This window comes from Pseudomonas sp. NFACC43 (assembly GCF_900119645.1).
Lineage (GTDB): Bacteria > Pseudomonadota > Gammaproteobacteria > Pseudomonadales > Pseudomonadaceae > Aquipseudomonas.
Window position 1 is genome coordinate 1 of the sequence record NZ_FPKK01000016.1, and the last position, 19,787, is coordinate 19,787.

The 19,787-nt window shown below is 61.4% G+C and carries 17 protein-coding genes; 13 read left to right on the forward strand and 4 right to left on the reverse strand.

Features of this window, described 5'->3' with window-relative positions:
* Positions 1-47: 47 nt before the first annotated feature.
* Positions 48-350, forward strand: coding sequence for an IS3 family transposase (locus tag BT179_RS27050; RefSeq protein ID WP_072430580.1), 303 nt, complete (start codon positions 48-50; stop codon positions 348-350).
* A complete protein-coding gene (locus tag BT179_RS22430) occupies positions 347-1,183 on the forward strand; it encodes an IS3 family transposase (RefSeq protein ID WP_072430581.1) in 837 nt (278 codons plus the stop codon). Before BT179_RS27050 ends, BT179_RS22430 begins: the two co-directional genes overlap by 4 nt.
* A 68-nt stretch (positions 1,184-1,251) precedes the next feature.
* Here BT179_RS22430 and BT179_RS22435 read toward each other — a convergent pair whose 3' ends face one another.
* The 4 genes from BT179_RS22435 to BT179_RS22450 all read right to left on the reverse strand — a co-directional run bounded on the left by BT179_RS22435 (position 1,252) and on the right by BT179_RS22450 (position 5,920).
* On the reverse strand, positions 1,252-2,226 hold the full coding sequence (locus BT179_RS22435) for a serine/threonine protein kinase (RefSeq protein WP_072389829.1): 975 nt from the start codon (positions 2,224-2,226) through the stop codon (positions 1,252-1,254).
* A gap of 162 nt (positions 2,227-2,388) precedes the next feature.
* A complete protein-coding gene (locus BT179_RS22440; protein WP_072431934.1) occupies positions 2,389-4,290 on the reverse strand; it encodes a PhoX family protein in 1,902 nt (633 codons plus the stop codon).
* Between the two features lie 66 nt (positions 4,291-4,356).
* A complete protein-coding gene (locus BT179_RS22445) occupies positions 4,357-5,121 on the reverse strand; it encodes a TOBE domain-containing protein (RefSeq protein ID WP_072389824.1) in 765 nt (254 codons plus the stop codon).
* A 58-nt stretch (positions 5,122-5,179) separates the two neighbouring features.
* Entirely contained in the window at positions 5,180-5,920 is a 741-nt protein-coding gene (locus tag BT179_RS22450; RefSeq protein ID WP_072431935.1) for a ComF family protein, read from the reverse strand.
* Positions 5,921-6,010: 90 nt separating this feature from the next.
* Here BT179_RS22450 and bioB point away from each other — a divergent pair, with 90 nt between their 5' ends.
* The 11 genes from bioB to BT179_RS22505 all read left to right on the forward strand — a co-directional run bounded on the left by bioB (position 6,011) and on the right by BT179_RS22505 (position 19,730).
* Positions 6,011-7,066 (forward strand): biotin synthase BioB, encoded by a 1,056-nt coding sequence (gene bioB, locus BT179_RS22455; protein ID WP_072389817.1) that lies wholly within the window; start codon positions 6,011-6,013, stop codon positions 7,064-7,066.
* 146 nt (positions 7,067-7,212) lie between these two features.
* Entirely contained in the window at positions 7,213-8,391 is a 1,179-nt protein-coding gene (gene bioF, locus BT179_RS22460) for an 8-amino-7-oxononanoate synthase (RefSeq protein ID WP_072389814.1), read from the forward strand.
* Positions 8,384-9,115 (forward strand): alpha/beta fold hydrolase, encoded by a 732-nt coding sequence (locus BT179_RS22465; RefSeq protein WP_072389810.1) that lies wholly within the window; start codon positions 8,384-8,386, stop codon positions 9,113-9,115. The genes bioF and BT179_RS22465 overlap by 8 nt, the downstream gene beginning before the upstream one ends.
* A complete protein-coding gene (gene bioC, locus BT179_RS22470) occupies positions 9,108-9,917 on the forward strand; it encodes a malonyl-ACP O-methyltransferase BioC (RefSeq protein ID WP_072389807.1) in 810 nt (269 codons plus the stop codon). Before BT179_RS22465 ends, bioC begins: the two co-directional genes overlap by 8 nt.
* A complete protein-coding gene (bioD, locus tag BT179_RS22475; RefSeq protein WP_072389804.1) occupies positions 9,914-10,594 on the forward strand; it encodes a dethiobiotin synthase in 681 nt (226 codons plus the stop codon). Before bioC ends, bioD begins: the two co-directional genes overlap by 4 nt.
* Before the next feature lie 118 nt (positions 10,595-10,712).
* Positions 10,713-11,009, forward strand: coding sequence for a pyrroloquinoline quinone biosynthesis protein PqqE (locus tag BT179_RS22480; RefSeq protein ID WP_072431936.1), 297 nt, complete (start codon positions 10,713-10,715; stop codon positions 11,007-11,009).
* A 1,040-nt stretch (positions 11,010-12,049) separates the two neighbouring features.
* Complete coding sequence (locus tag BT179_RS22485; protein ID WP_072389798.1) at positions 12,050-13,855, forward strand: phenylacyl-CoA dehydrogenase; 1,806 nt, start codon at positions 12,050-12,052, stop codon at positions 13,853-13,855.
* A 224-nt stretch (positions 13,856-14,079) separates the two neighbouring features.
* Positions 14,080-15,369 carry a GGDEF domain-containing protein gene (locus BT179_RS22490; RefSeq protein WP_072431937.1) on the forward strand — a complete coding sequence of 430 codons (1,290 nt, stop codon included), beginning with the start codon at positions 14,080-14,082 and terminating at the stop codon, positions 15,367-15,369.
* Positions 15,370-15,460: 91 nt separating this feature from the next.
* Complete coding sequence (locus tag BT179_RS22495; protein ID WP_072431938.1) at positions 15,461-17,257, forward strand: acyl-CoA dehydrogenase C-terminal domain-containing protein; 1,797 nt, start codon at positions 15,461-15,463, stop codon at positions 17,255-17,257.
* Positions 17,258-17,452: 195 nt separating this feature from the next.
* Positions 17,453-19,231, forward strand: a complete 1,779-nt coding sequence (locus BT179_RS22500; protein WP_072389788.1) for an acyl-CoA dehydrogenase C-terminal domain-containing protein — start codon at positions 17,453-17,455, stop codon at positions 19,229-19,231.
* A gap of 340 nt (positions 19,232-19,571) precedes the next feature.
* Positions 19,572-19,730 (forward strand): YqaE/Pmp3 family membrane protein, encoded by a 159-nt coding sequence (locus tag BT179_RS22505; RefSeq protein WP_003177654.1) that lies wholly within the window; start codon positions 19,572-19,574, stop codon positions 19,728-19,730.
* Positions 19,731-19,787 lie beyond the last annotated feature (57 nt).

Sequence of the window (19,787 nt, forward strand, 5' to 3'; positions counted from 1 at the left end):
ACCTCAATCGGGCGCTATGATAGCGCCCAAATCTGAGGTGTTTGGCTATGCGTAAATCCTATTCGAGAGAGTTCAAACTCAAGGCCGCCAGCATGGTGCTGGACGAGGGGCAATCGGTACCTGAGGTCTGTGTCGGTTTGGATATTGGCCCTACAGCCTTGCGCCGTTGGGTCGATCAGGTTCGTCAGGAACGCCAAGGTTCAACGCCGGCAGGGGCCAAAGCGATTACCGCCGATCAACGTGAGATCCAGGAGCTCAAAGCGTTGCTGCGGCAAAAGGATCGGGATATCGAAATCCTAAAAAAGGCCAGTGCTCTCCTGCTTTTGGACGCCAAAGATCACTCTCGTTGATCTGTGAGCTGGGCGAGCAATACGGCGTCAATGAGTGCTGTCGGGTGCTTGGCATCAACCGCAGCAGCTTTTACGCCTGGCGTCAGCGCCAAGACAAAGTGAATCCTCGGCGAGAAAAGCTCAAGGCCGTGCTGGTCAAGCATCACAAGGCGTCGAGAGAGTCGGCGGGGGCCCGCACCTTGGCCAAGCAGTTGCAAGCCAGCGGACACAGTGTCGGGCGGTTTATGGCTCGCAGTTTGATGCGAGAGGCAGGCATTGTCAGTCGTCAGCGCAGGCGTCATAAGTACAAGTCACCAGGGGTGGAAGCGCTGGTGGCGCCACACATACTCAAGCGCAAGTTTGATGTGACGGCGGTTAATCAGGTGTGGTGTGGAGACGTGACGTACATCAAGGTGGGCAAGCGATGGCTGTACTTCGCGGCGGTTCTGGATTTGTATGCTCGCCGGGTGGTGGGTTGGGCGTTTTCGATGATCTCCGATGCCACGTTGACCTGCGAAGCTCTACGAATGGCGGTTGAAGTGCGCCGTCGCCCTGCAAACGTGCTGTTTCACTCCGACCAGGGTTGCCAGTACACCAGCCATAAATTCAGGAATGTACTGATGGAACACGGGCTACAGCAGAGCATGAGTCGTAAAGGCGAATGCTGGGACAACGCCCCAATGGAGCGTTTCTTTGGAAGTCTGAAATCAGAGTGGGTACCCGAAACAGGCTACGAATCCGAGCATGAAGCCCGAGCGGATGTGCAGCGCTATGTATCGCGCTACAACACCGTCAGGCCTCATAGCTACAACGACTATCGGTCACCAGTCGCCAAAGAACGGCTGGCGGCGTAAGCCTTAACTGGTGTCCAAGATTACTTGACCAGTTCAAGCTCGCTCCCACAAGGGATCCGCGGCGGTCGTCAGAACAGCCTCAGCGGCTCTTCATTGAGCGCCGCCAGTTGCTCGCGCAACGCCAGTATCTGGTCGCCCCAGTAGCGTTCGCTGCCGAACCACGGGAAGCTGCGAGGGAAAGCCGGATCATCCCAGCGCCGCGCCAGCCAGGCGCTGTAGTGCATCAGGCGCAACGCGCGTAGGGGCTCGATCAGGGCCAGCTCCCGCGGGTCGAAGTCGTGGAACTCCTGATACCCGTCCATCAATTCCGACAACTGTCCCAGGCATTCCTGCCGATCACCGGCCAGCATCATCCACAGGTCCTGCACTGCCGGTCCCATGCGGCAATCGTCCAGGTCGACGATGTGGAAGACCTCGTCGCGGCACATCATATTGCCCGGATGGCAGTCACCGTGCATGCGGATGTTCTGGTGGGGTGTGGCGGCGTAGACCTCTTCGACACGCTTGAGCAGGTCCCTGGCCACCGACTCGTAGGCGGGCAGCAGGCTGCGGGGGATGAATCCGCTTTCCAATACGGTGGTCAGCGAATCATGGCCGAAGTTCTTCACGCCCAAGGCTTCACGATGTTCGAAGGGGCGAGTGGCCCCCACCGCATGCAGGCGCCCGAGCAGTTGCCCCAGGCGGTAGAGCTGATCGAGGTTGCCCGGCTCCGGTGCACGACCGCCGCGACGGGGGAACAGGGTGAAACGGAATCCGGCATGTTCATGCAGGCTGGTGCCGTTGTGGATCAGTGGAGCCACCACCGGCACTTCGCAATCGGCCAGTTCGAAGGTGAAGCGGTGCTCTTCGAGAATCGCTTCGTTGGTCCAGCGCTGGGGGCGATAGAACTTCGCGATCAGCGGCTCGGCATCCTCGATACCCACCTGATAGACCCGGTTTTCGTAGCTGTTGAGGGCCATTACCCGGGCGTCGCTGAGAAAGCCAATGCTTTCAACGGCATCGAGTACCAGGTCGGGGGTGAGGTTTTCAAATGGATGGGACATGCTGACTCCTGCGCAGCGGCAGGGCTGCCGCGTCCGGCCCGGCATGGTAGCGCAGACAGAGGCAGATAGGTGGCGGCTGTGCTGACGCTATCGCGAGCAAGCTCGCTCCCACAGGGATAGCGGAACCATTGCGGGAGCGAGCTTGCTCGCGATGAGGCCCTGTCAGGCGCCGATGACTCCACCGTCTTCCCGGGTGATCACCATCACCGAGGAGCGTGGCTTGCCATTGGGCTGATGCTCAGGGAATGTCGAACCGCCGTTTTCCCCCGGGTGCTGGATCCCGACGAACATGGCCTTGTAGTCCGGCGAGAAACTGATGCCGGTCACTTCACAACCCACTGGCCCGACCATGAAGCGGCGAATTTCGCCGCTGTCAGGATCGGCGCAGAGCATCTGGTTGTTGCCCATGCCGGCGAAATCCCCGGTGTTGCTGGAGTCGCCGTCGGTTTGAATCCACAGCCGTCCGCCCTTGTCGAAACCCAGGCCATCGGGACTGTTGAACATGTTCTGCGCATTGATGTTGGATGAACCGGCCTTTGGCGTGCCGGCATGCACCGTCGGGTTGCCTGCGACGACGAACAGGTCCCAGGAGAAGGTCTTGGAGGCATGGTCGTCGCGGTCGGTGCGCCAGCGCAGGATCTGTCCGTAGACGTTCTTGGCCCGAGGGTTCGGTCCGCCCACCGGCTGGCCTTCCTCGCCGCGCTTGGAGTTGTTGGTCAGGGTGCAGTAGACCTGGCCGTCTTTCGGGCTGACCACGATCCACTCCGGGCGGTCCATGCGCGTGGCGCCAACGGCGCTGGCGGCAAGGCGTGCGTGGATCAGCACTTGGGCCTGGTCGGCGAAGCCGCTGCTGGCGTCGAGGCCGTTCTTGCCATGGGTCAGTTCGATCCACTGGCCCTTGCCTTTCGGATGGTCCGGGTTGCCGTCACCGGCATCGAAGCGCGCCACGTACAGCGTGCCGTGGTCCAGCAGGTTGCGGTTGGCCTTGGCATTGCGATGGTTGATGCGTTCACGGCTGACGAACTTGTAGATGAATTCGCCACGTTCGTCGTCGCCCATGTACACCACGGCGCGGCCGTCATTGGTCTGGGCGAGGGCGGCGTTCTCATGTTTGAAGCGGCCCAGGGCCGTACGTTTGACCGGCGTGGAATCTGGATCGAATGGATCGATTTCCACGACCCAGCCGTGGCGATTGAGCTCGTTGGGGTTCTTCGCCAGGTCGAAGCGTGGGTCGTGCAGGTGCCAGTTGATCTCACGGCTGGCAACGGTGGCGCCGTAGCGCTTCTGCGCTTCGTCGAACTGCAGGTCGGGCTTGCTGCTGCCGAAGCAATCGGTGAAGTTCTCTTCACAGGTCAGGTAGGTGCCCCACGGTGTCATGCCGTTGGCGCAGTTCTGGAAGGTACCGAGCACTTTCTTGCCGCTCTTGTCGGCGCTGGTCTTCATCAGCTCGTGTCCGGCAGCCGGGCCGCGCAGGCGGATTGGCGTGTTGCCGTGGATCCTGCGGTTATAGCGCGACTCCTGGACGAACTGCCATTGGCCACGGCGACGCTGGACTTCGATCACCGAGACGCCTTCGCTGGCCTGGGCCTTGCGCACGTCTTCGGCGGACTGCGGCAGGCCGCCATGGGAGAAGAGGTAGCGGTAGTTGGTGTATTCGTTGTTGATCGCCATCAGCGCACGGTTGTTGTCACCGGGGAACGGGAACAGGCTCATGCCGTCGTTGTTGTCACCGAACTGCATTTCCTGGGCCCGGGCAGTGCCGTTGCCACTGGGGTCGAAGGCCGGCGCATTCCTTTGCAGCGGCTGGCCCCAACTGATCAATACCGAGGACTTGTAGCCCGGCGGCAATGTGATGGTGTCAGCGCTGGTGGCGGCGATGCTGTCGAAGCCCAGCAGCCTGCTGTTGCCTTCGCTCACGGCGGCGGCCAGCACGCTGCGGCTCAGCAGGTTGCCACCCAGGAACATCGCCGCCCCGCACAGGGCGCCGGCGCTGATGAAGCTGCGTCGGCTCAGGCCAACGATTTTTTCCAGGTCGGTGGATTGGTTTTCTTCTAATAGGCTCATCTCAGGCTCCCTGCTGGTTTTGGCAGACACCTTAAAGCCGGTCGATGAAGCTATTGTTTCAGCGCGCTACAACGGTGTGCCGAGCAGCACATTTGTCGGCGAAAACACCACGTGCACCGCTGAGCCCACCGTCAATTGGCGTGCCTGCAACCGGAGCGGGTCGGCCAGGGCGCACAGGGTCTGGCCATTGGGCAGGCCGATGCGCACTTCGCTGGGACCGTCGCTGGCATTGGCGATCTCCTCGATCAGGCCCTGCAGCACGTTGTCGTCCGGCGCTTGCGCCTGGCCGATGGGGAACAGCTCCAGCCAGCCGGCTTTTATCAGGGCGACCACTTCGGTCCCCGTCTCCAGCTCCAGGCGCATCGTGCTGTCATGGGTAATCTGCGCCTCGATCACCAGGCCTCGGGCCAGCTCCAGGCGTATCCGATCGTTATGGCCCTGGGCCTCGATGCCGAGGACCGTGCCGTGCAGCTGGTTGCGGGCGCTGGTGCGTAGCATGAGCCGGCTCAGCAGGCCCAGGTCACCTGCGTCCTCGCTCGCCTGCAGCAACTGCGCCTGCAGGGCTTGCAGGCGCAGGTACAGGCGCAGCACGCGCTGGCCTTCTTCCGATAGCCGTGCGCCGCCCCCGCCCTTGCCGCCGACACTGCGCACCACCAGCGGCTGATCCGCCAGGTTGTTCAGTTCGTCGATGGCATCCCAAGCGGCCTTGTAGCTCAGGCCCGCGCTCTTCGCCGCGCGAGTGATCGAGCCTTGTTCGGCGATATGCTGCAACAGGGCGATGCGCTGCGGGCGCCGGACGATGTGCTGGGTCAGAAGCGTGGGCAATGACATGACGCAAAACCGTGCGAAAGAGTGAATGCAAGGACGTTGGCGCCTTGGGCCTGGCGCGTCAAGCCGGCTCACCCGGTTTTGGCGTACGGGCCAGGCAATACACATCGACCCGTGCAGCGCCGGCGTCGAGCAACAGCCGGGCCAGGGCCTGGGCGGTGGCGCCGGTGGTCAGCACATCGTCCACCAGGGCCAGGTGCCGATTGCGGACCGGGGCATCGGCCATCATGGCGAATGCCTGGCGCAGGTTTTGTCGGCGTGCCCGGGCGTCGAGCACCTGCTGGGCTGGCGTGTCCTGGACACGCCGCAACAGGTTTTCTGCACAAGGGATCTGCAATACGGTGCCGAGCCAGCGCGCCAACAGGCTCGCCTGATTGAACCCTCGCTGGCGCAAGCGTCGAGTAGTCAGAGGCACCGGTACCAAGGCGTCGGGGCGTTCCAGGCCTTCATCGAAGTGGTGCTGTAGCGACAGCGCGAGCAATTGGCCCAGTAATCGGCCAAGGGGCCATTTGGCCTGATGCTTGAATCGGGTGATCAGGCTGTCTATCGGGAAATCGTAGGCCCAGGACGCCAAGACCCGTTCGTAGGCCGGTGGCCGGGTGGCGCACTGTCCGCACAGCAGGTCGGCCATGGGCAGCGGCAGGGCGCATCTGCCGCATTGGTCGCCGAGCCAGGGCAATTCGCTTTCGCAGGGCGTACAGATGGGTTGGGGGGTGTCAGTGGTTTCCCCGCATAACAGGCAGGATTGTTTGTTTTTTAACCAGATGTAAACTTGGCCTTTGTATTGCGGTTGACAGCTCATGACTCTTCCTTAAATATGCCGAACATCCGTGTCGCGCCTGTGGGTATTGCATTGCCCAGGCGCCAGCCAAGCATAATCAAGGAATTGCCCATGAGCGCCAGCACCACTGCCAACCTGCGTCATGACTGGTCTTTGGCCGAAGTCAAAGCACTCTTCGTCCAGCCATTCAACGACCTTCTGTTCCAGGCGCAGACCGTGCACCGCGCGCACTTCGACCCTAACCGCGTCCAGGTCTCCACGCTGCTGTCGATCAAGACCGGCGCCTGCCCGGAAGATTGCAAATATTGTCCGCAGTCCGGTCACTACAACACCGGCCTGGACAAGGAGAAGCTGCTGGAAGTGCAGAAGGTCCTCGAAGAAGCCGCCCGCGCCAAGGCCATCGGTTCGACCCGTTTCTGCATGGGCGCGGCGTGGAAGCATCCGTCGGCCAAGGACATGCCCTACGTGCTGGAGATGGTCAAGGGGGTGAAGGCCATGGGCCTGGAAACCTGCATGACCCTGGGGCGTCTCGACCAGGAGCAGACCGAGGCGCTGGCCAAGGCTGGCCTGGACTACTACAACCACAACCTCGACACGTCGCCGGAGTTCTACGGCAATATCATTACCACCCGCACCTACAGCGAGCGCCTGCAGACCCTGGCCTATGTGCGTGAGTCGGGGATGAAAATCTGCTCTGGTGGCATCCTGGGCATGGGCGAGTCCCTGGACGATCGCGCCAACCTGCTGATCCAGCTGGCCAACCTGCCGGAGCATCCGGAGTCGGTGCCGATCAACATGCTGGTGAAGGTCGCCGGCACGCCGCTGGAGAATGCCGAGGATGTCGACCCGTTCGATTTCATTCGCATGCTCGCCGTGGCGCGGATCCTGATGCCCAAGTCCCACGTGCGGTTGTCGGCCGGGCGCGAGGCGATGAACGAGCAGATGCAGGCGTTGGCCTTCATGGCCGGGGCCAACTCGATTTTCTACGGCGACAAACTGTTGACCACCGCCAACCCGCAGGCCGACAAGGACATGCAACTGTTCGCGCGCCTGGGTATCCAGCCCGAGGCCCGTGAAGAACATGCCGATGAGGTCCACCAGGCGGCGATCGAACAGGCGCTGGTGGAGCAAAAGAGCAGCGAGCAGTTCTACAACGCGGCTGTCTGAATCGACGCAAAACCTGTGAGAGCGGGGCTTGCACGCGAATGCGGTGCGTCAGGCCACAATGCTTGGACTGGCACGCCGCATTCGCGAGCAAGCCCGCTCCCACAGGAAAACCCCTGAGTCTTTGAATAGTGTCACCCGAGGCCTGCATGCCTTTCGATCTCGCCGCACGCCTGGCTGCCCGTCGTGCCGACAATCTCTATCGCCAGCGCCCACTGCTCGAAAGCCCACAGGGGCCGCAAGTGGTGGTGGACGGCCAATCCTTGTTGGCGTTCTGCAACAACGATTACCTGGGGCTGGCCAATCATCCGCAGGTGATCGAAGCGTGGCGCGCCGGGGCGTCCCAGTGGGGTATAGGGGGCGGCGCGTCGCATCTGGTGATCGGCCACAGCGGCCCGCATCATGCACTGGAGCAAGCACTGGCCGAATTCACGGGCCGTCCCCGTGCGCTGTTGTTCACCACGGGCTACATGGCCAACCTTGGCGCCGTGACCGCACTGGTGGGGCAGGGTGACACCGTGCTGGAGGACCGGCTCAATCACGCCTCGCTGCTCGACGCCGGGCTGTTGTCGGGCGCGCGTTTCAATCGCTACTTGCACAACGATGCGCAAAGCCTGGCCAAGCGTCTGGAGAAAGCCACCGGGAACACCCTGGTGGTGACCGATGGGGTATTCAGCATGGATGGCGACGTTGCCGACCTGCCGGCCCTGGCCCGGGAGGCCAAGGCCCGAGGGGCCTGGCTGATGGTCGATGATGCCCACGGCTTTGGCCCGTTGGGTGCCAACGGAGGCGGTGTCGTCGAGCATTTCGGCCTGGGCCAGGAGGATGTACCGGTGCTGGTGGGCACTCTGGGCAAGGCCTTTGGTACTGCTGGGGCGTTTGTCGCCGGAAGCGAAGAGCTGATCGAAAGCCTGATCCAGTTCGCGCGGCCCTACATCTATACCACCAGCCAGCCGCCAGCCCTGGCTTGCGCCACGCTCAAGAGCCTCGAACTGCTGCGTCGCGAGCATTGGCGACGCGAGCATCTGCAGATGCTGATCCGACAGTTTCGCCAGGGGGCCGAGCAGATCGGACTCCAGTTGATGGACAGCTTCACACCGATCCAGCCGATCATGATCGGCGATGCCGGGCGGGCAATGCGGTTGTCGCGGATGCTGCGTGAGCGGGGGGTGATGGTGACCGCGATCCGCCCGCCAACCGTGCCGGCTGGCAGTGCCCGTTTGCGCGTGACACTGACCGCTGCCCACAGCGAAGCCCAGGTGCAGCTATTGTTGAATGCACTGGCCGAGTGTTTTGCCCAACTGGGACCGGAGCCAAGCCATGCGTGATCGACTGATTCTGCTGCCCGGCTGGGGATTGGGTGTATCGCCGCTGGAGCCGTTGGCGGCCGCGCTGCATGGGCTCGATGAACACCTGCGGGTGGAAATCGAGCCGCTGCCGACGCTGGCGTCAAGCGATCTTGGTCAATGGCTCGATGAGCTGGACGCGACCATACCCCAGGACGCCTGGTTGGGCGGCTGGTCCCTGGGCGGCATGCTGGCCGCGGAATTGGCCGCGCGCCGGGGCGAACATTGCTGCGGTCTGCTGACCCTGGCGAGCAATGCGTCATTCGTGGTCCGGGAGCACTGGCCGAGCGCGATGGCCGGATCGACCTTCGACGGGTTCCTCGCCGGGTGCGTGGCCGATCCACGCCAGACCCTCAAGCGCTTCAGCCTGCTGTGCGCCCAGGGTTGCGGCGATCCACGCGGGCTGTCGCGGTTACTGCTGGCCGGTGCGCCATCCCTGTCGCCCGAAGTCTTGCTGGCTGGGCTGCAAGTGCTGGCACAGTTGGACACCCGTGTCGCGTTGCAGCGCTTTCGCGGTCCGCAACTGCACTTGTTCGCCGGGCTCGATGCCCTCGTACCGGCCGAAGTGGCCAGTGACTTGCTGGCATTGTTGCCGGACGTCGAAGTCGGCCTGATCGAACAGGCCGGCCATGGATTCCTTCTGGAGGATCCCCACGGTGTGGCGGGGGCGATCCAGGCTTTCTTGCATGAGTCCGGCGATGACTGATCTGTCTCTACCCAAACTGCCTCCGGCCCTGCCCGACAAGCGTCAGGTGGCAGCCTCGTTTTCCCGGGCGGCGGCCAGCTATGACAGCGTGGCCGAACTGCAGCGCGACGTGGGCCAGCTTCTGCTGGAGCGGTTGCCACCTATGGTGCCGGGACGCTGGATGGACCTGGGTTGCGGCACTGGCTATTTCACCCGGGCCTTGGGCGCACGCTTCGGTGAAGCCAACGGCCTGGCGCTGGATATCGCCGAGGGTATGCTCAGGCACGCCCGGCCCCAGGGGGGCGCCGCGTATTTCGTTGCCGGCGACGCAGAGCGGCTGCCGCTTGAGGCGGCGAGTTGCGATCTGATGTTCTCCAGCCTGGCGGTGCAGTGGTGCGAAGCGTTCGACTCGGTCCTGAGCGAGGCTTATCGCGTCTTGAAGCCGGGAGGCGTGTTTGCCTTCACCAGTCTTTGCGTGGGCACCCTGCATGAGTTGCGCGACAGCTGGCGTCAGGTGGATGGCCTGGTGCATGTCAACCGGTTCCGCGAGTTCGAGACTTATCGAAAGCTGTGTGCAGCCAGCGGATTGTCTGTAGTCAGTCTCGAAAAACACCCCCATGTATTGCATTACCCCGATGTGCGCAGCCTGACTCATGAATTGAAGGCATTGGGCGCCCACAATCTGAACCCCGGTCGACCGGGTGGCTTGACGGGCAGGGCACGGATCCTGGCGCTGGTCGAAGCGTACGAGCGGTTCCGTCAGACCCAGGGGTTGCCGGCGACTTATCAGGTGGTCTACGCCATTTTGGAGAAACCGCTATGAGCCAGGCTTATTTCATCACCGGCACCGACACCGATGTGGGCAAGACCACCGTCGCCGCTGGGCTGCTGCACGCCGCACGGCAGGCCGGTATGAGCACGGCTGCCGGCAAGCCCGTGGCCTCCGGCTGCGAGATCACTCCCAAAGGTCTGCGCAACGCCGATGCCCTGGCGTTGTTGGCCGAGTGTTCGATGCCGCTCGGTTACGCACAGGTCAATCCGGTGGCCTTCGAGCCGGCCATCGCACCGCACCTGGCGGCCCGGGAAGCGGGCGTGGCACTGACAGTTCAATCGTTGTTGGGGCCGATGCGTGAAGTGCTGGCCTTGAACGCCGATTTCACCTTGATCGAGGGGGCGGGTGGCTGGCGTGTGCCGCTGGCCGATCAGGACAATCTCTCGGACCTGGCAATGGCTCTGGGCCTACCGGTGATCCTGGTAGTGGGCGTGCGCCTGGGCTGCATCAGCCACGCCCTGCTAACCGCCGAGGCGATTGCCCGCGATGGTTTGCAACTGGCCGGATGGGTGGCGAACATCATCGACCCCAAAACCTCTCGCCTGGAAGAAAACCTGGCCACCCTGGCCGAGCGCCTTCCCGCGCCCTGCCTGGGTCGTGTGCCGAGAATCAAGGGCGTGACAGCCGAAATCGTGGCTGGGCATCTGCATCTGGATTTGCTGGAATGAAGACATGCCAAGGTTTTGCCTATGAGGCGGCACTGTGCCATTAGTGTTTTTGACGGGCCTTTTTCCAAGGCTTCTGCTTCAATAGCACCGTCGATCCTTCAAGAAGACGAGTCCTGCCATGGAAATCTCAGGAAATACCGCGTTCTACGCCGGTCTGAGCACTATTCAGACAGGGCAGGGCCGCGTCGATCTGGCATCAGGCCAGATCGCCAGCAATACGATCGAACGTTCGCTGACCAGCCAGTCGTCCGACATACAGGTCGATCGCCTGCGTTCGGTGGATCGCAGCCAGCAGTCAGACCTGGCCAGCAACATGGTCGAGATGGCCCAAGGCAAGTTCCAGGTACAACTGGGCGTCAATGTGGCCAAGGCGTCCGATGAAATGCTGGGAACGTTGATCGATACCTTCGCCTGATCTTGCGTTCATTGGCGCCGTGGAGAGAAGTGCACCCGATTCGTGGCTGTCGTGCATTCCAGGGTGTCTCATGAACTTGCGATGTAGCCCCAGACCGTTGGGGTAATTGCGCTGCCAGCCCCAGAGCTGCCTGCAATGACAACCTGTCCCAAGGTTGGACTGTTACCTCTGCGCAGTCTCCGGGGCTTTGCGCCAACTAGAAGCCCTCTAACTGTCCGCTCCGAGTCACGCGCTCGTACTGCTGCACCTTTACACCAGCCGAGACGGCGGTACCTACCACCACGATTCTGCCGTCCGGTTGCAGGCCCATCGAGTTGTGGCTCAGTTTGTTCAACGTGCGGAAATCAACAGCGGTTCACCGTTATTGAAACTGTCATCCTCTCACCGTTCGCTTCCGACCTGACAAGTAAGCCGCTTTGCAGGTCGTCTGGCGCATTTGCGTAACCGGCGACGAGAATCTTGTCGTCATTCTGGACCAACACGCGGTTAACGATATCCGTACGCGTGTCGGCAAACTCTTGTCGCCATCCAGGAAATTCCAACCAAGCTCGTGGAAGGCCCTGTCCTTGATCCCGTCAGGCAGGTAGCGCGTCAGTGCAAAACGATCTTCGAGTTGCAAGGCAAAGATCAATCTGGCTTCTCCATCGTGAGCGATAGTGGTGACGCTACCTCGTCCATTGAAGCTGATAGAACCGTCTGTATCAGATTTACAGTCCGGTTCGCCTGGAATGCGAGTCGAGCTGTCTCCTGCGGATTGGGTGGCCATGTGCTTTCTTCCAGGGGGAGCTAGTCTTGACCGAAACGGCTCTGTGCCTCCTGGCCGGTACGTCAGTTTTCCCGTAACGCCGAACCTGTAAAGGTTGACAGTGGTGGCGTTGGTTCAAGTCAGGCTCGATGAATTTCAAGACGAAGGACGAGTGGTAACGGATCGACGCTTGACAAGATTTGGGCGTAAACGTATGTTTCAAACAACTGTTTGACCGCCACAACAAATCCTCGCGGTCGTTCATTCCCGGTTACATCAGCAGAGGTTTATCGCTATGCCTGACTACAAGGCCCCCTTGCGTGATATTCGCTTCGTTCGTGACGAACTGCTCGGCTACGAAGCGCATTATCAGAGCCTTCCGGCTTGCCAGGACGCAACTCCGGACATGGTTGACGCCATTCTCGAAGAAGGCGCCAAGTTCTGTGAGCAGGTGCTGGCTCCGCTGAACCGCGTGGGCGACCTCGAAGGCTGCACCTGGAGCGAGTCCGGCGTGAAGACCCCGACCGGCTTCAAGGAAGCCTACAAGCAATTCGTCGAGGGCGGCTGGCCGAGCCTGGCCCACGACGTCGAGCATGGCGGCCAGGGGCTGCCGGAATCCCTGGGGCTGGCAGTCAGCGAGATGGTCGGCGAGGCCAACTGGTCGTGGGGCATGTACCCAGGCCTGTCCCACGGTGCGATGAACACCATTTCCGAGCACGGCACGCCCGAGCAACAGGCGGCTTACCTGACCAAGCTGGTTTCCGGCGAGTGGACCGGCACCATGTGCCTGACCGAACCGCATTGCGGGACCGACCTGGGCATGCTTCGCACCAAGGCCGAACCCCAGGCCGATGGTTCCTACAAGGTAACCGGCACCAAGATCTTCATTTCCGCCGGTGAGCACGACATGGCGGACAACATCGTCCACATCGTCCTGGCGCGCCTGCCGGACGCACCGGCCGGGACCAAGGGCATCTCGCTGTTCATCGTGCCCAAGTTCCTGCCTCAAGCCGACGGCTCCATCGGCCAACGCAACGCGGTGAGCTGCGGTTCGATCGAACACAAGATGGGTATCCACGGCAACGCCACTTGCGTGATGAACTTCGACGCGGCCACCGGTTTCCTGATCGGCCCGGCGAACAAAGGCCTGAACTGCATGTTCACCTTCATGAATACCGCTCGCCTGGGCACCGCGTTGCAGGGCCTGGCCCACGCCGAGATCGGCTTCCAGGGCGGCCTGAAATACGCTCGCGATCGCTTGCAGATGCGTTCCCTGACCGGTCCGAAAGCACCGGACAAGGCTGCCGACCCGATCATTGTCCATCCGGACGTGCGTCGCATGCTGCTGACCATGAAAGCCTTCGCCGAAGGTAACCGGGCGATGGTGTACTTCACGGCCAAGCAGGTCGACATCGTCAAGTATGGCGTGGACGAAGAAGAGAAGAAAAAGGCCGATGCACTGCTGGCCTTCATGACTCCGATCGCCAAGGCATTCATGACCGAAGTCGGTTTCGAGGCGGCCAACCACGGCGTGCAGATCTATGGCGGCCACGGCTTCATTGCCGAGTGGGGCATGGAGCAGAACGTTCGCGACAGCCGTATCTCGATGCTGTACGAAGGCACCACTGGCATCCAGGCCCTCGACCTGCTGGGCCGCAAGGTGCTGATGACCCAGGGCGAGGCGCTGAAGGGCTTCACCAAGATCGTTCACAAGTTCTGCCAGGGCAACGAAGGCAACGAAGCGGTCAAGGAGTTCATCGAGCCGTTGGCTGCGCTGAACAAGGAATGGGGCGAGCTGACCATGAAGGTCGGTATGGCTGCCATGAAGGACCGCGAAGAGGTCGGCGCGGCCTCGGTGGATTACCTGATGTACTCGGGCTATGCCTGCCTGGCCTATTTCTGGGCCGACATGGCGCGCCTGGCAGCGGAAAAACTCGCCGCCGGCACCACCGAAGAAGCCTTCTACACCGCCAAGCTGCAGACCGCGCGTTTCTACTTCCAGCGCATCCTGCCACGTACCCGTACCCACGTGGCCGCCATGCTGTCGGGCGCCAACAACCTGATGGACATGAAAGAAGAGGACTTCGCGCTGGGCTACTAAGCCTTACGCGTTTCTCCTGAAAAAGCCGCTGCTTCCTTGCGAAGCAGCGGCTTTTTCATGGGTGCCAATATCTTGAAAAAACATTCATCGAGCTGAACCCTAAGAAAACATTCCTTCCTGCCGTTACAGGGATGGCAGTGTGACATCTGTCACATCTTCCGTGCCTTATTGTGCCAATAGCAGGCACAATGCCATCTTTGATCAGCCGGGTCGGAGTTCTACCCTTGCCGCGTTCTTCCGCTGTACGTTTCAGCCATTTCCTGCCGTCATTGCTGCTATTGCTGGCGGGGCTTGCGGCCGCCTACGTCAAGGATCTCAACGTCTTCTTCACGTCGTTGTTCAACGTTCTTCCAACCTTGGTGCTGCTGTTGGGCGGAGCCTACTGCGCGGTCTATCGACGCCAGCGTGAACTGTTCCTGATGGTCACGGTGTACATCGCCTATTTCCTGCTGGACACCCAGACCGACTTCTACCGCGACAACGGCAAGGTGCGCGAAGACGCGGCGGTGGTGTTCCACCTTGTTTGCCTGTTGCTGCCCTTGTTGTTTGGCCTGTTCGCAGCATGGCAGGAGCGTACCCATCTGTTCCAGGACATGGTGGCGCGTTTTGCGGTACTGCTGGCCTTCGGCAGCGTGGCCCTGGCCCTGGAGCAGAGTTATCCCCAGGCGTTGCTGGTGTGGCTTTCGGAGATCCGCTGGCCGGCGTTGCATGGTGCCTGGATGAGCCTGATCCAGCTGGCCTACCCGGTGTTCGCCGCAGCGTTCCTCTTGCTGGCCTGGCAATACTGGCGCAACCCCCGTCCCCTGCACGCCGCGCAACTGGTAGGCCTGCTGGGGTTGTTCTGGATGCTGCCGAAAACCTTCATCCTGCCATTCACCCTGAACATCATGTGCAGCCAGGTGATGTTGATGATCGCGGCGGCGGTCGCCCATGAGGCCTATCAGATGGCGTTCCGTGACGAACTGACCGGGCTGCCGGGGCGCAGGGCGTTGAACGAGCGCATGCAGCGCCTGGGGCGCAACTATGTGCTGGCGATGAGTGATGTGGACCACTTCAAGAAATTCAACGATACCCACGGCCACGACGTCGGCGACCAGGTGTTGCGCCTGGTGGCCAGCAAGCTGTCGAAGATCGGCGGTGGCGGCAGGGCATATCGCTATGGCGGTGAAGAGTTTGCCCTGGTGTTCGCGGGCAAGACTGTCGACGAGTGCATGCCTCACCTGGAAGTCATCCGCCAGTCCATCGAGACCTACAGCATCCAATTGCGTAATCCGGACAGTCGTCCCCAGGATGACCAGCAAGGTCGCCAGCGGCGTTCCGGCGCCGGCACATCCAGCGTGTCGGTAACCGTGAGCATCGGCGTGGCGGAGCGCGTCGAGCAACGGACCCCCGAAGAAGTGCTCAAGTCCGCCGACCAGGCGCTCTATAACGCGAAGGGGGCCGGGCGCAATTGTGTGGTTGCCTTCGGTCAGAACCGGCGGGGCGCGGTGCGCATGGAAACTGCAGCGGGTTGAGTGATGACGGCGCATTCAGCGCCTGGACTGTGATTGTGAGCACCGGTGGCCGGCAGTAGGTTTGAATGATCTGCTACCGGAGAAAACCACCATGCCCGAGTACAAAGCCCCCCTGCGCGACATGCGCTTTCTGATCGACCACGTCTTCGATTTCCACGGCCGTTATGCCGAGCTGGGGGCCAATGACGCCAGCCCGGACATGGTCAGCGCAATCCTCGAGGAAGGCGCCCGTTTCTGTGAGAACGTACTGGCGCCGCTCAACCGCTCCGGCGACGAGGAGGGTTGTCACTTCGACAAGGGCGTCGTCACGACGCCTGCGGGATTCAAAGAGGCTTTTGCCCAGTATGTGGAGGGTGGCTGGCATGGCCTGGCGGCGGATCCGGCATATGGCGGCCAGGGACTGCCCAGCTCCCTGGGCCTGGTCATCAGCGAAATGATCGGCTCCAGCAATACCTCCTGGGGCATGTATCCGGGCCTGACCCATGGCGCCATGTCGGCCATCCATGCCCATGGTACCGAAGAGCAGAAGCAGACCTACCTGAGCAAACTCACCGCGGGCCAGTGGACCGGCACCATGTGCCTCACCGAAGCCCATTGCGGTACGGACCTGGGCATCATCAAGACTCGCGCTTTGCCCCAGGCAGATGGCAGTTACGCGATCAGCGGCAGCAAGATCTTCATCTCCGCCGGCGAACACGACCTGAGTGAAAACATCATTCATCTGGTGCTCGCCAAGCTGCCCGACGCGCCCGCCGGCACCAAGGGCATCTCATTGTTCATCGTGCCCAAGTTCCTGCCCGATGCCACCGGCGAAGCGGGAGAGCGCAATGGTGTCAGCTGTGGCTCCATCGAACACAAGATGGGCATCAAGGCGTCGGCCACCTGTGTGCTGAATTTCGATGGCGCGAAGGGCTTTCTCATCGGCGAGCCGAACAAGGGACTCAATTGCATGTTCACCATGATGAACCATGCCCGGCTCGGCACCGGGATGCAGGGTCTTTGCCTGGGGGAAGCGAGCTTCCAGGGCGCGATCAGGTACGCCAACGACCGTTTGCAGATGCGCTCGTTGACCGGTCCCAAGGCGCCGGAAAAAGTCGCCGATCCGATCATCGTCCATCCCGATGTGCGCAGGATGTTGCTGACCATGAAAGCCTTCAACGAAGGCAACCGGGCACTGACGTATTTCACCGCGCAGTTGCTGGATACCGCGCACCTGGCCACCGAAGAAAGCGCTCGCCAGGAGGCCGAGGATCTGCTGGCGTTTCTGACGCCGATCTGCAAGGCGTTCATGACCGAGACCGGGCTGGAGGTGACCAACCACGGGATGCAGGTGTTCGGTGGCCATGGCTTCATTCGTGAATGGGGCATGGAGCAACTGGTACGCGACTGCCGCATAGCACCGATCTATGAGGGCACCAACGGCATCCAGGCGTTGGACTTGCTCGGGCGCAAGGTGCTGGGCAGCCAGGGCAAGCTGCTGCGCGGGTTCACTGGGATCGTGCACAGGTTCTGCGCCGCGAATGCCGATCATCCGCAGCTTGAGGGCTACGTCGCACAACTGAACGGGCTCAACCAGCAATGGGGCGAACTGACCACGCAGGTCGGTATGGCGGCCATGAAGAACCCGGATGAAGTGGGGGCTGCCTCCGTGGATTATCTGATGTACAGCGGCTACATCATCCTGGCCTACCTGTGGTTGCGCATGGCACTGGTGGCCCGATCGCAACTCGACAGTGGCACTGGTGACGCGGATTTCTGCCAGGCCAAGCTGGCGACCTGTGAGTTCTACTTCAAGCGCTTGTTGCCTCGCACGGCTGCCCATCGGACCGCCGTCGAGGCCGGAAGCGATTGCCTGATGAAGCTGCCAGCGCACTTGTTCGCGTTCTAAACGACCCAGACCAGGTTTCACCCGATCCCGCAGGCCCTGTGGCGGCTGGCGAAACCTGCGGCTTCATCTCAATGACTAAAAATAACAAATCAGTCATGGGTTGACCCTATGTGTCGTAAAAGTTGTTGAGGTACACTCGGGCCATACTCAAACCGTTTCTTACGAACCAACTGTTTAGATCCTGCGAGGTTTGCCATGGCTGACTACAAAGCGCCCCTGCGCGATATGCGCTTCGTCCTCAACGAGGTATTCGAGGTCGCGAAACTCTGGGCTCAACTGCCGGCGTTGGCCGAAACCGTGGACGCCGAAACCGTCGAAGCGATTCTGGAAGAAGCCGGCAAGGTCACCAGCAAAAGCATTGCCCCCCTCAGCCGTGCCGCCGACGAGGAAGGTTGCCACTGGGCTGACGGTGCTGTCAGCACGCCGGCGGGTTTCCCACAGGCCTACAAGACTTATGCTGAAGGCGGTTGGGTCGGCGTCGGTGGCGATCCGGTATACGGCGGCATGGGCATGCCCAAGGCCGTTTCGGCCCAGGTCGAGGAAATGGTCAACTCCGCCAGCCTGTCCTTCGGTCTGTACCCGATGCTGACCGCCGGTGCCTGTCTGTCGATCAACGCGCACGCCAGCGAAGAGTTGAAGGCGGCTTACCTGCCGAACATGTACGCCGGCATCTGGGCCGGCTCGATGTGCCTGACCGAACCGCATGCCGGTACGGACCTGGGGATCATTCGTACCAAGGCCGAACCCCAGGCCGACGGTTCCTACAAGGTCAGCGGCACCAAGATTTTCATCACCGGCGGCGAACACGACCTCACCGAGAACATCATCCACCTGGTGCTGGCGAAGCTGCCGGACGCGCCGGCGGGGCCCAAGGGTATCTCGCTGTTCCTGGTGCCCAAGTTCATGGTCAATGCCGATGGCAGCCTGGGGGCGCGTAATGCGGCCAATTGCGGGTCGATCGAACACAAGATGGGTATCCAGGCTTCCGCTACCTGCGTGATGAACTTCGACGAGGCCGTGGGTTACCTGGTAGGTGAACCCAACAAGGGCCTGGCGGCGATGTTCACCATGATGAACTACGAACGCCTGGGGGTCGGTATCCAGGGCCTGGCCTCTGGTGAGCGCTCTTACCAGAACGCCATCGAATACGCCCGTGACCGCCTGCAAAGCCGCTCGCCCACCGGTGCGCAGAACAAGGACAAGATCGCCGATCCGATCATTGTCCATCCGGACGTGCGTCGGATGCTGCTGACCATGAAAGCCTCGAACGAAGGCGGCCGAGCGTTTTCCACCTACGTGGCGATGCAGCTGGACACCGCCAAGTTCAGCGAAGACCCTGCCACGCGCAAGCGCGCCGAAGATCTCGTGGCCTTGCTCACCCCGGTGGCGAAGGCCTTCCTGACCGACCTGGGCCTGGAAACCACGGTCCACGGCCAGCAGATCTTCGGCGGCCACGGTTATATCCGTGAATGGGGCCAGGAACAGTTGGTCCGGGACGTGCGCATCACCCAGATCTACGAAGGCACCAACGGCATCCAGGCGCTGGACCTGGTGGGGCGCAAGATCGTTGGCAGCGGCGGTGCATTCTACAAACTGTTCGCGGAGGAAATTCGCCATTTCATCCATACGGCGAGCAATGACCTGGCGGAGTTCACCAAGCCGTTGGGCAAGGCTGTCGATACCCTGGATGACTTGACTGCGTGGCTGCTGGATCAGGCCAAGCAGAACCCGAATGAAATCGGCGCGGCATCGGTGGAGTATCTGCAAGCGTTTGGCTACACCGCTTACGCCTATATGTGGGCGTTGATGGCCAAGGCTGCGCTGGGCAAGGAAAGCCAGGATGACTTCTACGCGAGCAAGCTGGGAACAGCGAGGTTCTATTTCGCGCGCCTGTTGCCGCGTCTCCATTCCCTGGATGCATCGGTGAGGGCGGGTAGCGAATCGCTGTTCCTGCTGGAGCCTGGGCAATTCTGAGGCAGGTGATTGTAAGAAAATGCTTACACAACGTGATGCCGATTTCCCTCTATCGGCAGATTGGATCCAGGACTAATCTACTTCACATGGACGTCGCGCAGGATGCGCAGAGAAACAACACGGACACGTAGGATTCCGCCAGGATGGTGGAGTGAAAGGGATGTCAGGGAAACAGTCTGCAAAGCCCCGCTTCGGCGGGGTTTTCTTTTGCCCGCGTTTTTTGTCTTTCGTTCTCGGGCCCGTTCGGGCGGTCTTTCTGGACAGTGTCTTGAACCCTGACGAGCGGTCAGGTGTCAATGAGCTATATGGCAACGTAGCCATTGCAGATCAGGAGCCATCCATGGATTTCATTCGTATCATCATCGCCATTCTCTTGCCGCCCCTTGGCGTATTCCTGCAGGTCGGTTTCGGCGGGGCCTTCTGGCTGAACATCCTGTTGACTCTGTTGGGCTATATCCCGGGCATCGTGCATGCGGTGTATATCATCGCCAAGCGCTGAAGGCTGGGTGCACGGTCAAACCCTGAGGGAGCGAGCAAACTCGCTCCCTCAGTTTTT